Source organism: Klebsiella sp. 1SOBk5mer, assembly GCF_046603115.1.
Taxonomy (GTDB): domain Bacteria; phylum Pseudomonadota; class Gammaproteobacteria; order Enterobacterales; family Enterobacteriaceae; genus Klebsiella; species Klebsiella quasipneumoniae.
In genome coordinates this window covers 47927-61555 of sequence record NZ_JBKIUU010000010.1, presented here as the reverse complement: position 1 = coordinate 61555, position 13629 = coordinate 47927, and the positions used below count along the sequence as shown (strand labels likewise).

13 protein-coding genes are annotated in these 13629 nt (G+C 55.0%); 12 read left to right on the top strand and 1 reads right to left on the bottom strand.

Going from position 1 to position 13629, the window contains the following annotated elements; all coding sequences use genetic code 11:
• The first annotated feature begins 105 nt into the window (after window positions 1-105).
• The 5 genes from ACLH1U_RS20245 to ACLH1U_RS20225 all read left to right on the top strand — a co-directional run bounded on the left by ACLH1U_RS20245 (window position 106) and on the right by ACLH1U_RS20225 (window position 6058).
• The gene (locus ACLH1U_RS20245; protein ID WP_032455129.1) at window positions 106-846 is read left to right on the top strand and encodes an amino acid ABC transporter permease; all 741 of its coding nucleotides are present in this window, start codon (window positions 106-108) and stop codon (window positions 844-846) included.
• Entirely contained in the window at window positions 846-1520 is a 675-nt protein-coding gene (gene gltK, locus ACLH1U_RS20240) for a glutamate/aspartate ABC transporter permease GltK (RefSeq protein ID WP_002894707.1), read from the top strand. Before ACLH1U_RS20245 ends, gltK begins: the two co-directional genes overlap by 1 nt.
• A complete protein-coding gene (locus tag ACLH1U_RS20235; RefSeq protein WP_032455128.1) occupies window positions 1520-2245 on the top strand; it encodes an amino acid ABC transporter ATP-binding protein in 726 nt (241 codons plus the stop codon). The genes gltK and ACLH1U_RS20235 overlap by 1 nt, the downstream gene beginning before the upstream one ends.
• Before the next feature lie 300 nt (window positions 2246-2545).
• Complete coding sequence (locus ACLH1U_RS20230; protein ID WP_105490815.1) at window positions 2546-4216, top strand: ShlB/FhaC/HecB family hemolysin secretion/activation protein; 1671 nt, start codon at window positions 2546-2548, stop codon at window positions 4214-4216.
• A 63-nt stretch (window positions 4217-4279) separates the two neighbouring features.
• Window positions 4280-6058 (top strand): filamentous hemagglutinin N-terminal domain-containing protein, encoded by a 1779-nt coding sequence (locus tag ACLH1U_RS20225; RefSeq protein WP_101861812.1) that lies wholly within the window; start codon window positions 4280-4282, stop codon window positions 6056-6058.
• Window positions 6059-6332: 274 nt separating this feature from the next.
• Here ACLH1U_RS20225 and ACLH1U_RS20220 read toward each other — a convergent pair whose 3' ends face one another.
• On the bottom strand, window positions 6333-6815 hold the full coding sequence (locus ACLH1U_RS20220; protein ID WP_032455125.1) for a zinc ribbon-containing protein: 483 nt from the start codon (window positions 6813-6815) through the stop codon (window positions 6333-6335).
• Between the two features lie 228 nt (window positions 6816-7043).
• Here ACLH1U_RS20220 and leuS point away from each other — a divergent pair, with 228 nt between their 5' ends.
• The 7 genes from leuS to rlmH all read left to right on the top strand — a co-directional run bounded on the left by leuS (window position 7044) and on the right by rlmH (window position 13618).
• Entirely contained in the window at window positions 7044-9626 is a 2583-nt protein-coding gene (leuS, locus tag ACLH1U_RS20215; protein ID WP_044521615.1) for a leucine--tRNA ligase, read from the top strand.
• A gap of 14 nt (window positions 9627-9640) precedes the next feature.
• Entirely contained in the window at window positions 9641-10231 is a 591-nt protein-coding gene (gene lptE / locus ACLH1U_RS20210; RefSeq protein WP_411299425.1) for an LPS assembly lipoprotein LptE, read from the top strand.
• Window positions 10231-11262: a DNA polymerase III subunit delta gene (gene holA, locus ACLH1U_RS20205; RefSeq protein ID WP_032428664.1), complete on the top strand. Its 1032-nt coding sequence runs from the start codon at window positions 10231-10233 to the stop codon at window positions 11260-11262. Before lptE ends, holA begins: the two co-directional genes overlap by 1 nt.
• Window positions 11255-11905 carry a nicotinate-nucleotide adenylyltransferase gene (gene nadD, locus ACLH1U_RS20200; protein ID WP_032455122.1) on the top strand — a complete coding sequence of 217 codons (651 nt, stop codon included), beginning with the start codon at window positions 11255-11257 and terminating at the stop codon, window positions 11903-11905. Before holA ends, nadD begins: the two co-directional genes overlap by 8 nt.
• A gap of 72 nt (window positions 11906-11977) precedes the next feature.
• On the top strand, window positions 11978-12607 hold the full coding sequence (locus tag ACLH1U_RS20195; protein ID WP_023288835.1) for an adenosylcobalamin/alpha-ribazole phosphatase: 630 nt from the start codon (window positions 11978-11980) through the stop codon (window positions 12605-12607).
• A 222-nt stretch (window positions 12608-12829) separates the two neighbouring features.
• Entirely contained in the window at window positions 12830-13147 is a 318-nt protein-coding gene (gene rsfS, locus ACLH1U_RS20190) for a ribosome silencing factor (protein WP_023288834.1), read from the top strand.
• A 3-nt stretch (window positions 13148-13150) separates the two neighbouring features.
• On the top strand, window positions 13151-13618 hold the full coding sequence (gene rlmH / locus ACLH1U_RS20185; RefSeq protein ID WP_002894620.1) for a 23S rRNA (pseudouridine(1915)-N(3))-methyltransferase RlmH: 468 nt from the start codon (window positions 13151-13153) through the stop codon (window positions 13616-13618).
• Window positions 13619-13629: the final 11 nt, after the last annotated feature.

Below are 13629 nucleotides of genomic sequence, written 5' to 3'. Positions count from 1 at the left end.
CTATACGGCGGCTGGTCGTTCCCCAGCCGCCGCGAATACCGAAACAAGCTGGACAACCGTCTTCGAGGGTAGCAATGGCTACCCTTTTTTTTCCAGGAGTCATGTATGTCAATAGACTGGAACTGGGGGATATTCCTGCAACAGGCCCCCTTCGGCAACACTACCTACCTGGGCTGGCTGTGGAGCGGTTTTCAGATCACCGTCGCCCTCTCCATCTCGGCCTGGATCATCGCTTTTCTCGTCGGCTCGCTGTTCGGTATTTTACGCACGGTGCCCAATCGTCTGCTCTCAGGGATTGGCACCTGCTATGTCGAACTGTTTCGCAACGTGCCGCTGATCGTGCAGTTCTTTACCTGGTACCTGGTGGTGCCGGAATTCCTGCCGGAAAATATCGGCATGTGGTTTAAATCGGAGCTGGACCCAAACATTCAGTTCTTTGTCTCCTCGATGCTGTGCCTGGGGCTGTTTACCGCCGCTCGCGTCTGCGAGCAGGTACGCGCCGCTATCCAGTCGCTGCCGCGCGGGCAAAAGAACGCCGGTCTGGCGATGGGGTTGACCCTGCCGCAAACCTACCGCTACGTGCTGCTGCCGAACGCCTATCGCGTTATCGTGCCGCCGATGACCTCGGAGATGATGAACCTGGTGAAAAACTCGGCCATCGCCTCCACCATCGGTCTGGCCGATATGGCCGCGCAGGCGGGCAAACTGCTGGACTACTCCGCTCATGCCTGGGAGTCTTTTACCGCCATCACCCTGGCCTATGTTTTCATCAACGCGGTGATTATGCTGATTATGTATGTGGTCGAGCGTAAGGTTCGCCTGCCTGGCAATATGGGAGGCAAATAATGTACGATTTTGACTGGAGTTCGATCGTTCCCTCCATGCCCTACCTGCTGGCGGGGCTGGTGATCACCCTGAAGATCACAGTGATCGCCATCGTGGTCGGTATCGTCTGGGGCACCCTGCTGGCGGTAATGCGCCTGTCCAGCTTTCTGCCGCTGGCCTGGTTTGCTAAATCCTACGTTAACGTGTTCCGTTCTATCCCGCTGGTGATGGTTCTGCTGTGGTTCTACCTGATTGTCCCGGGCTTCCTGCAGAACGTGCTGGGACTGTCGCCGAAAACGGATATTCGCCTGATCTCGGCGATGGTGGCGTTTTCGATGTTCGAAGCCGCCTACTACTCGGAGATTATCCGCGCCGGCATCCAGAGCATCTCCCGCGGCCAGTCGAGCGCCGCGCTGGCGCTGGGAATGACCCACTGGCAGTCGATGCGGCTGGTGATCCTGCCGCAGGCCTTCCGCGCCATGGTGCCGCTGCTGTTAACCCAGGGGATCGTCCTCTTCCAGGATACCTCGCTGGTGTATGTATTGAGCCTCGCCGACTTCTTCCGTACCGCCTCGACGATTGGCGAGCGTGACGGGACCCAGGTCGAAATGATCCTGTTCGCGGGCGGCGTCTATTTTGTGATTAGCCTCAGCGCCTCGCTGTTGGTCAGCTGGTTGAAGAAAAGGACTGTGTAATGATTACCCTGAAAAATGTTTCAAAATGGTATGGTCACTTTCAGGTGCTGACCGATTGCTCCACGGAAGTGAAAAAAGGCGAAGTCGTGGTGGTCTGCGGGCCGTCAGGCTCCGGTAAATCCACACTGATTAAAACCGTGAACGGCCTTGAGCCGGTGCAGCAGGGGCAGATTATCGTCGATGGCACCGTGGTTAACGATAAAAAGACCAATCTTGCCAAACTGCGCTCGCACGTCGGAATGGTGTTTCAGCATTTTGAACTGTTCCCGCACCTGTCGATTATCGACAACCTGACGCTGGCGCAGATTAAGGTGCTCAATCGTGACAAAGCGTCATCGCGCAAGAAGGGTCTCAAGCTGCTGGAGCGCGTGGGCCTGGCGGCGCATGCGGAAAAATATCCGGCGCAGCTCTCCGGCGGCCAGCAGCAGCGCGTGGCCATCGCCCGTGCGCTGTGCATGGACCCGATCGCCATGCTGTTTGATGAACCTACCTCCGCGCTCGACCCGGAGATGATCAACGAGGTACTGGACGTCATGGTGGAACTGGCCAACGAAGGGATGACCATGATGGTGGTTACCCACGAAATGGGCTTCGCCCGCAAGGTGGCCAACCGGGTGATCTTTATGGATGAAGGAAAGATTGTCGAAGACGCCGATAAAGAAGCGTTCTTCGCTAACCCACAATCCGATCGCGCCAAAGACTTCCTCGCCAAAATTCTGCACTAACTTCTGCGGCGCGCACGATATCACCGTGCGCGCCTGTCAGCCCCTCCCCTTTTCAATCGCTTCATCTCAAAGCGACAGCTTCACAACGTGAAGTAAAAATTTCACAAAGAATTCAGGGGCCGTAGAATAGATTAACCGCCACGTCATCGTTAGCATACGGCATCTTGTAATAATCCCCGTGAGTTTAAATTTCTTGAAAATAATATTTCAATTGACTTGCTATACGTCGCGCAGGCTATTTCATGCCGCGCACAACCATTAATTATAATCTTACTCAATGAAACAAACGGATATTGCTTCATGCGGACTAACACTAACAGACTGGCCATTATTTTGTGTTTAAATTTGCTCACCTGCTTTACCGCCTGGGCGGGTATTGAGGCCGCAACGGTAAACCAGGTTGAACAGGATAAAGCCCGTGAAAGCGCATTAATGCCCCATCAGCAGCAATACCAATCTTCTCGTACCCATACGAAAAAGCAAACCTTGATATTTCCCGAAGAAGCGACCTGTCGGTATATCACGAAAGTTGATATTACCTCCGAGGACAACGCAAAAACCACCGCCCTCCTCGGGAAGATCGCAGCCCAGGCGCCCGGCCATTGCCTCGGAATAGAAGGGATTCGCCTGCTGACGAACGCCTTACAAAATGAACTGATAACGCAAGGGTATATTACTTCCCTGATCGATATCCCTTCTCAGTCACTAGAAGGGGGCATTCTCAAAATAACGCTGACTTATGGCAAAACGGGGCATATTGATTTTGCGCCGAATAGTGCCGTGACGAACCTGTGGACCTCCATGCCCACCCATACCGGTAAAATCCTGCGCCTCAGCGATCTTGAACAAGGGATGGCTAACCTGCAGCGGCTGCCTGGCGCCAGCGCCCATATGAAGCTGCGGCCCGGGGAACACATTGGCGAAAGTGATATTGAAATCGCCCGGGTAATGGATAAACCGTGGCAGGTTGGCGCCTGGCTTGATGACGCAGGCAGCCGCGCCAGCGGTCGCTATCAGGGCGGCGGCGCGCTATACCTTTACGATTTATCTTCATTGAACGATATTCTTTCCATCTCGGCAGGCGGCGACGTTGAATTCAACCAGCACAACGACGGCAACCATAACGGCAATCTTTACTACTCCGTGCCTTTTGGTTACTGGTCATTGAGCCTGTACGGCTCCTACAGCCAGTACCGCCAGCTGTTTAAAGGAAGATGGTCAAACATCGACTATAAAAGTAAAAACCGTTATTACAGCGCGACCCTTAGCCGCCTGCTTTCGCATACCCGACAACAAAAAACGACCGCCGATCTGCGCATAGCAAAGAGCAGTTCGCACTACTTTTTTGGCGGCGATGAGCTGCATGTAATGCGTAAACAAAATCCTGTCTGGGAATTTACCCTGCGCCACCAGCGCTATTTTAACAATAAAATTGTCGACGCCAGCGTAGGTATTCAGCGCAGCCTGCCGTGGCTCAGCTCCGTGCCTACGCCGGAGGAAAAAGCCGGTTTATATAGCCGCCATTCGCGCATCGTTCACGCCGATATTCAGGCCTTAATGCAGTTTGCCGCAACCGGCGATAAGTTTAGCTGGATGCCGCGTTTCCATGCCCAGTTCAGCCCGGATAGATTATCTTCGGACAACCAGTTTAATATCGGCAATCGCTGGACGGTTCGCGGCTTTGACGGTGAAAATACGCTTTCGGCCAATCAAGGCTGGTACTGGCGCAATGATTTTAGCTGGAATATTCCCACCCCCGACCGGCAGGTATATCTTGGTCTTGACTTCGGCCGGATCATTGGTAGCGAGCGCACCAGGCAAGGAAAAAGTCTTTCTGGCGCAGTCGGCGGCGTCCGCGGAGAAATAGCGTCTACGCAATATGACTTTTTTATCGGCACGCCCATCAGTAAACCTGACGACTTTCATAGCGATGCCATGAATATGGGCTTTTCATTACAGTGGAGGTATTAGTTTTCATCAGCACATTACTGCAATTTACTGATTCATTTTTTACTATTTAAAGGAATAAATTACATGTTTAAATTCAAGGTTTCATATGTTGCGCTGGCTGCAGCGCTAAGTTCATCCGTTGTTTATGCCGATCCGTCAAGCTATACGCATAGATCAGGGGCAAATGTTATTGATATCGAAGCGCCTAATGCCGCTGGCGTCTCGCATAACTTATATCGCGAATTCAACGTCGGCCCTAACGGCACTATTTTAAACAACAGCGCCAGCGACGTGAACCACAGCACTCACGGTAATATCGCTAAGAATAATAATCTGACCAACGGCAGCGCTTCCGTTATTTTAAATGAAGTCACCTCCAATAAAATGAGTAATCTGCAGGGCTTTATCGAAGTTAACGGACAAAAAGCCGATGTCGTTATCGCCAACCCTAACGGCATCACCTGCTCCGGGTGCAGTTTTATCAACACCAACAATGCAATACTTACCACAGGCCAGGTCAACCTGAGCGACACCGGCGCAATTGAGAGCTATACGGTCACGCAAGGGAAAATCACCATCGGTGATAAAGGTATGAACGCATCCACTAACTATGCCGCCCTGCTTGCGGATGCCATTGCGATTAACGGCAGCGTAACTGCCTCCAATGCTACATTAGGTGCGGGTAACTTCACATTTGACAATAAGACCGGGAAAATAGCTACCCTTGGGAAAACAGCAACGGTTATGCAGATGATCTTTCCAGAATACAGCATTGATATCAGCAACCTGGGCGGTATCAAGGCCAATAGTATTAGCATGGTGGGTAATACCTTAGGTCTTGGAGTGCGTAATAAAGGCACTATTACCTCAAATGCCGCGCTCGCCATGACCAGCTATGGTTCTCTGGTTAATGAAGGGACCATTAACGGGAACGGTCTTATGACAAACATGGTTTCAGCATTGAGTATGAAAAATACGGGTACGATTAATAGTACCGCTTACGCTACACAACTCAGCAGCATGGATGCCCTGACCAATGAAGGAACTATTTCCAGCAGCCAGGTGCTAGCGATTAGCTCAACGGGTAACCTCGTTAATACAGGCAACATTAGCGGAACTAAAGCATTATCCGTAGCCAGCAATGGCAATATCACTACCCGCAATGGCTCAAATATCCGATCCGATGGCCAATTAGCTGTGTCCGCCGTGAATATCGACAACGGCGGTTCGATCCGTGGCAATATTACGAATGTGGCCTTCAGCGGCGATAGACTTAAAGTCACTGGTGAGATCCAGGGCAATTCAACTCTGACCGTGCAATCTATAAAGGATGATAAAGTCAATTCGGGATTAATATATAACACTGGACGTATTTCCGGTAATGATGTAACGATTACCACTAACGGAAATCTGGATCAGGAAGGTGATATTATTGGTCAAAACTCGTTGTCTATTAAAAGTGATGTGATAGACAATGTTTATTATATTTATGGGAAGTCATTAAATATAGAGAGTAATTACCTTCGCAACAGAGCAACAATTGATGGGGATACTTCAAACATCACCGCAGTCAACGGCATTCTTAATGAAGGCCAACTTTCTGCAAACGGCGATATGACGCTGTATACCCAAACAAATGCTGACATCACTAACTACAATACTATTAAAGCTAATGGCACCCTGACGATGAGCACCAGGAATGTCAAAAATGGCGGCTACCGCTGCGGCTTTTTCTATATGTCAACCTGCGGTAAAGGTTCTATTTCCGCTAACAAACTGGTCCTCAATTCTTATCATAACTACGCCTCTGACATGGGCGGGCAACAGCAGTATAAATATGCTGAAATAAATACTATTCGTTAAACATAAGCGATGCGCTGGTGACAGCGCATCGCCAATGATTAACCACAACTGACAACGCCTTGCATCAGGCGGAGCCCCCCCACCTTTAGCAAGCGATCGCCAGCATCTTATTGCAAATTAATTTGCCCAAGAGAATATGCCATGATACCTGCGATGTGCTGCATGTCATGCTCCAGGATAACTCGTAACCTAGTGAAAAAAGAATAAGTATCAAGCCAGAAGAGATATTTTTTAATCGGGCCCGATGCAATCATTAAGCGCCGGGCCCGATCGATCAGGGCTCGAACGGACGACGCTGGAACTGATCGTGCCCGCATTTTGGACAACGCGGCAGCACGTCCGGGGTATAAACCGGCAGATGGTAATGACACTTCTCACAGACCAGGTTGCCGAGCCCCACCACTTCACCGCTGTGATAGACACCGTGATGGTTGAGATCCTGAAACACCTCGCGCCACTCAAGCTGAGTTTTATCGGTAATATCCGCCAGTTCCTGCCAGAGACTCTCTTTGATCACCCGCATAAAGACGCTATCAGTCAGCTCATCCTGACTCTCTTCATAACTGAGGGCGAACTCTTCCAGATCGCGTCGAACAGCGCGGATCACATTGTCGATTTCGCTCTGCGTTAACTCGTCGGATTGGCTAATCTCGACCCTGGCCTGCTCCACCAGCGCATCAATATCACGTTCTCCATTGCGTAACCGCTCGCTGAGCGTCGACACCAGCTCTCGGTAGAACTGAGCAACCTTGTTCATCTTTTCGCCTCCGGTGTGGTTAACTTCTTCTTATGATAGCCGTTATCTGCGGATTGCTCTGCCAGCCAAGCCACAGAGTCGTGAAATATTCTCCACCGCTTTCATCTCTGTATAAATGTGCGAAAAGCTGTTTTGACGTTGGCGTTTGGGCTATGCTATGCCGATCTGAAATAACACATCCATTGGCTACATTTTGTAGCTGTATTGAAAACAGGACCACTGGCTGCCATGCAAGAGCAATACCGCCCGGAAGAGATAGAATCGAAAGTCCAGCTTCACTGGGACGAAAATCGTACATTTGAAGTAACTGAAGACGAGAGCAAAGAGAAGTATTACTGCCTGTCGATGCTTCCTTATCCTTCTGGTCGACTACACATGGGTCACGTGCGTAACTACACCATCGGCGACGTGATTGCCCGCTATCAGCGCATGCTGGGTAAAAACGTCCTGCAGCCGATTGGCTGGGATGCGTTCGGTCTGCCTGCGGAAGGCGCGGCGGTAAAAAACAACACCGCGCCAGCGCCGTGGACCTACGACAACATCGCCTACATGAAAAACCAGCTCAAAATGCTGGGCTTCGGCTATGACTGGAGCCGTGAGCTGGCGACCTGCACCCCGGAATACTACCGCTGGGAGCAGAAGTTCTTCACCGAGCTGTACAAAAAAGGCCTGGTGTACAAAAAAACCTCCGCGGTGAACTGGTGCCCGAACGACCAGACCGTACTGGCCAACGAGCAGGTTATCGACGGCTGCTGCTGGCGCTGCGACACCAAAGTCGAGCGTAAAGAGATCCCGCAGTGGTTTATTAAAATCACCGCCTACGCCGATGAGCTGTTGAACGATCTGGATAAGCTGGACCACTGGCCGGACACCGTGAAGACCATGCAGCGCAACTGGATCGGCCGTTCTGAAGGGGTGGAAATCTCCTTTGACGTTAACCATTACGCCGACAAGCTGACCGTCTACACCACCCGCCCGGACACCTTTATGGGCTGTACCTACCTGGCGGTCGCTGCGGGTCACCCGCTGGCGCAGCAAGCTGCGGCCAACAATCCGGCGCTGGCCACCTTCATCGACGAATGCCGCAACACCAAAGTGGCGGAAGCCGACATGGCGACGATGGAGAAAAAAGGCGTCGATACCGGCTTTAAAGCTATCCACCCGCTGACCGGCGAAGAAATTCCGGTATGGGCGGCTAACTTCGTGCTGATGGAGTACGGCACCGGCGCGGTGATGGCCGTTCCGGGTCACGACCAGCGCGACTACGAGTTCGCCAGCAAATACGGGCTGAACATCAAGCCGGTGATCCTCGCCGCCGACGGTTCTGAGCCAGATCTCTCGGAGCAGGCGCTGACCGAGAAAGGCGTGCTGTTTAACTCCGGCGAGTTCAGCGGCCTCGATTATGAAGCGGGCTTCAACGCCATTGCCGACAAACTGGCAGCCATGGGCGTCGGCGAGCGTAAAATTAACTACCGCCTGCGCGACTGGGGCGTGTCCCGTCAGCGCTACTGGGGCGCGCCGATCCCGATGGTCACCCTGGAAGACGGCACCGTGCTGCCGACCCCGGAAGATCAACTGCCGGTGATCCTGCCGGAAGACGTGGTCATGGACGGCATCACCAGCCCGATCAAAGCCGATCCTGAATGGGCCAAGACCACGGTTAACGGCCAGCCGGCGCTGCGCGAAACCGACACCTTTGACACCTTTATGGAATCCTCCTGGTACTATGCGCGCTACACCTGCCCGCAGTATCAGGAAGGGATGCTGGATTCGCAAGCGGCCAACTACTGGCTGCCGGTCGATATCTACATCGGCGGTATCGAACACGCGATCATGCACCTGCTCTACTTCCGCTTCTTCCACAAGCTGATGCGCGACGCGGGCATGGTCAACTCTGATGAGCCGGCGAAACAGCTGCTGTGCCAGGGCATGGTGCTGGCTGACGCTTTCTACTACGTGGGCGAAAACGGCGAACGTAACTGGGTCTCCCCGGTTGACGCCATCGTCGAACGTGACGAAAAAGGCCGCATCGTGAAAGCGAAAGACGCGGCGGGCCACGAGCTGGTGTACACCGGCATGAGCAAGATGTCCAAGTCGAAAAACAACGGCATCGACCCGCAGGTCATGGTTGAGCGCTACGGCGCGGATACCGTGCGTCTGTTCATGATGTTCGCCTCCCCGGCGGATATGACCCTCGAGTGGCAGGAATCTGGCGTCGAAGGGGCGAACCGCTTCCTGAAACGCGTCTGGAAGCTGGTCTACGAACACACCACCAAAGGGGACGTTGCGGCCCTGAACGTGGCGGCGCTGAGTGAAGATCAGAAAGCGCTGCGTCGCGATATCCACAAAACCATCGCCAAAGTGACCGATGACATCGGTCGTCGTCAGACCTTCAACACCGCCATCGCGGCGATCATGGAGCTGATGAACAAGCTGGCGAAAGCGCCGCAGGAAGATGAGCAGGATCGCGCTCTGATGCAGGAAGCCCTGCTGGCGGTCGTGCGTATGCTCAACCCGTTCACCCCGCACGCCAGCTTCACCCTGTGGCGTGAGCTGAACGGTGAAGGCGATATCGACAACGCGCCGTGGCCGGTGGCAGATGAAAGCGCGATGGTGGAAGACAGCACCCTCGTCGTCGTCCAGGTCAACGGCAAAGTTCGTGGTAAAATTACCGTTGCGGTAGACGCAACTGAAGAGCAGGTCCGCGAGCGCGCCGGCCAGGAGCATCTGGTGGCGAAGTATCTCGACGGCAAAACCGTGCGTAAAGTGATTTACGTTCCGGGTAAACTGCTCAATCTGGTCGTTGGCTAAGCGCGGGAGGAAGCGTGCGATATCTGGTAACAATGTTGTTATCTCTGGCGGTGCTTGCCACCGCCGGCTGTGGCTGGCATCTGCGTAGCACTACCAAGGTGCCCACCACCATGAAAACCATGATCTTCCAGTCGAGCGATCCGAACGGGCCGTTAAGCCGCGCGGTGCGTAATCAGCTGCGTCTTAACGGCGTGGAACTGATCGACGCCAGCACGCTGCGTAAAGATGTCCCTTCTCTGCGCCTCGATGGATCGTCGATTCAGAAAGATACGGCATCGGTGTTCCAGGACGGTCGTACGGCGGAATATCAGATGGTCATGACCGTTCATGCCAGCGTCCTGATCCCGGGTCACGATATCTATCCGATAACCACCAAGGTCTATCGTTCGTTCTTTGATAACCCGCAGGCGGCGCTAGCCAAAGACGCCGAGCAGGATATGATTATCCAGGAAATGTACGATAAAGCGGCGGAACAGCTGATTCGTAAACTGCCAAGCGTTCAGGTAGCGGATGTTGAAGCCACCCAGCAGGAAGAAAAACCGGTCGCGGGCAGCACCGTGCCGGCGTCCTCGGGTAACCGCGTCTCCACCACGCTGGGTCAATGATGATTCGGTTGTACCCGGAACAGCTCCGCGCGCAGCTCACTGAAGGGCTGCGCGCGGCCTATCTGCTGCTTGGCAACGATCCTCTGCTGTTGCAGGAAAGCCAGGACGCTATTCGCGAAGCCGCTGCCGCGCAGGGCTTTACCGAACACCACACCTTCACTATCGATAGCAGCACCGACTGGCAGGCGCTTTTCGCCTTAAGCCAGGCGATGAGCCTGTTTGCCAGCCGGCAAACCCTGCTGTTGATCCTGCCGGAAAACGGCCCCAACGCGGCGATCAACGAACAGCTGGCGACGCTGGTCGGTCTGCTGCACGACGACCTGCTGCTGATCGTTCGCGGCAGTAAGTTGACCAAAGCCCAGGAGAATGCCGCGTGGCTCACCGCGCTGGCTCAGCGCGCCGTCCAGGTCAGCTGCCAGACGCCGGAATACGCGCAGCTGCCGCGCTGGCTGGCCGCGCGGGCCAAACAGCATCAGCTGCAGCTCGACGACGCGGCCAGCCAGCTGCTGTGCTACTGTTACGAAGGCAATCTGCTGGCGCTGGCGCAGGCGCTGGAGCGTCTGGCGCTCCTCTGGCCGGACGGTAAGCTGACCCTGCCCCGCGTTGAGCAGGCGGTGAACGATGCCGCGCACTTTACCCCTTACCATTGGGTCGATGCCCTACTGGCAGGTAAAAGTAAGCGCGTGCTGCACGTTCTGCAGCAGCTCCGTCTTGAAGGCTGCGAGCCGGCGATCCTGCTGCGTACGCTACAGCGGGAGCTGCTGCTGCTGGTCACCCTCAAGCGCCAGTCGGCACAGACGCCGCTGCGTTCGCTGTTTGATAAACATCGGGTCTGGCAAAACCGCCGTCAGCTGCTCAGCGACGCCCTCGCCCGACTCAGCGGCGAACAGCTGCGCCAGGCGGTGACCCTTCTGACCCGCGCGGAACTGACCTTTAAACAGGATTACGGGTACGACGTCTGGCCCGAACTGGAAAGTCTTTCGTTGTTGCTCTGCCACAAAGCCCTGGCGGACGTTTTTATTGATGGTTGATATGACTCACTTACAGGCAATCTATGGCGGCACCTTCGATCCGGTGCATTATGGTCACCTCAAGCCGGTCGAGATCCTGGCGAATCAGATTGGCCTGAGCAAGGTCATCATCATGCCTAATAACGTCCCGCCGCACCGTCCCCAGCCGGAAGCCACCAGCGCCCAGCGCGTGCACATGCTGAAGCTGGCGATTGCCGATAAGCCGCTGTTCACGCTTGATGAACGCGAACTGCGGCGCGATACCCCCTCCTGGACGGCGCAAACGCTGCAGGAGTGGCGCCAGGAGCAGGGGCCGCACAAGCCGCTGGCGTTTATCATTGGCCAGGATTCGCTGCTCACCTTTCCCACCTGGCATAACTATGAAACCATCCTCGACAATGTCCACCTGATTGTCTGCCGCCGGCCGGGTTACCCGCTGACCATGGCCCATGAGGCCGATCAGCGCTGGCTGGATCGCCATTTAACCCACGACGTGGAGTCTTTGCATCACCGTCCTTCCGGCGTGATCTACCTGGCTGAGACCCCGTGGTTCGATATTTCGGCGACGATCATTCGCCAGCGCCTTGAGCGCGGCGAGTCCTGCGCCGAGATGCTGCCGGCCGCGGTGCTGGACTACATCCGCGAGCAGGGTCTCTATTGCTGACCCCGGGCTGGGCCTGGCGCGAAAAAAGCGCTATCGTAACGCCACCTCTCCAACGCCTGTCAGAGCCTGTTCATGAAATTGTGGTTAGTTCGCCATGGCGAAACCGAAGCTAACGTTGCCGGGTTATACAGCGGCCACGCCCCCACGCCCCTGACGCCGCGCGGCGTCGCTCAGGCGCGAGCGCTCGGTGAACGACTGCGCGCGGTGCCTTTCGATAAAGTCTTCTGCAGCGAGCTGGCGCGGACCGGGACAACGGCCGATCTGCTGCTTGGCGATCGCGCTATCCCGCGCGAATGCCATGCCGCGCTCAATGAGATGTTTTTCGGCGACTGGGAGATGCGCCATCATCGCGACCTCCAGCGAGAAGATGCGGAAAACTATGCCGCATGGTGCGCTGACTGGCAGCACGCGGCCCCGACCAACGGCGAAAGCTTTCAGCGTTTTGCCCGCCGCGTCAGCGAGTTTACCCCCACGCTGACCGACTGCCGCCATCTTGACCACCTGCTGATCGTCGGCCATCAGGGCGTCCTGAGCCTGCTGACCGCCCTGCTGTTGCAGATGCCCGCCGCGGCGATGTGGCACTTTCCGATAGCCCATGGCGCCTGGAGTCTCCTCGACATTCGCGACGATTTCACCACCCTGCGGGTATTAAATAGCCAGGCCGTCTGGCAGCCGCAAGAAGAATTCCCGCCGAACCATTGACAGGCCAGAGCAGGCTGCTATTCTCCGCTGCCAGGCAGCATCCGCCAAAGCAGGTTTGCAGAAATTGTTTTACAAAAATGGCGATGCAATCCTCGGCGAGGGATGGGATGATACTCCGCCGCGAACGCCTGCCGACAGACATTTCACCCGACTTTTTCATTAGTTCAGGTATACTGTCAGGCTCTTTATGATTATCAATCTTCACGCACCCAGGGGGAACACTTGCAGGGTAAAGCACTCCAGGATTTTGTTATCGACAAAATTGATGACCTGAAAGGTCAGGACATCGTTGCCATTGATGTACATGGCAAATCCAGCATCACCGATTGCATGATTATCTGCACCGGCACCTCCACGCGTCATGTGATGTCCATCGCCGACCACGTGGTTCAGGAATCCCGCGCCGCCGGCTTGCTGCCCCTGGGCGTTGAAGGGGAAGCCGCCGCCGACTGGATCGTCGTCGACCTCGGCGACGTGATGGTTCACGTCATGCAGGAAGAGAGCCGTCGTCTGTACGAGCTGGAAAAACTCTGGAGTTAATGCGTGAAGTTGCAGCTGGTGGCCGTTGGCACCAAAATGCCGGACTGGGTACAGACCGGCTTTAGCGAGTATCTGCGCCGTTTTCCCAAAGATATGCCGTTCGAACTGGTGGAGATCCCTGCCGGTAAGCGCGGCAAGAACGCTGATATCAAGCGCATCCTCGAAAAAGAGGGCGAGATGATGTTAGCCGCTGCCGGTAAAAACCGCATCGTGACCCTGGATATTCCGGGTAAACCATGGGATACGCCGCAGCTGGCGCGCGAACTGGAACGCTGGAAACAGGACGGGCGCGACGTCAGTTTGCTGGTCGGCGGCCCGGAAGGCCTCTCTCCAGCCTGTAAAGCAGCGGCGGAACAGAGTTGGTCGCTCTCCACCCTCACCTTACCTCACCCGCTGGTGCGCGTACTGGTGGCCGAGAGCCTGTATCGGGCGTGGAGCATTACCACCAACCATCCGTACCACCGTGAGTAATGATGATCAGG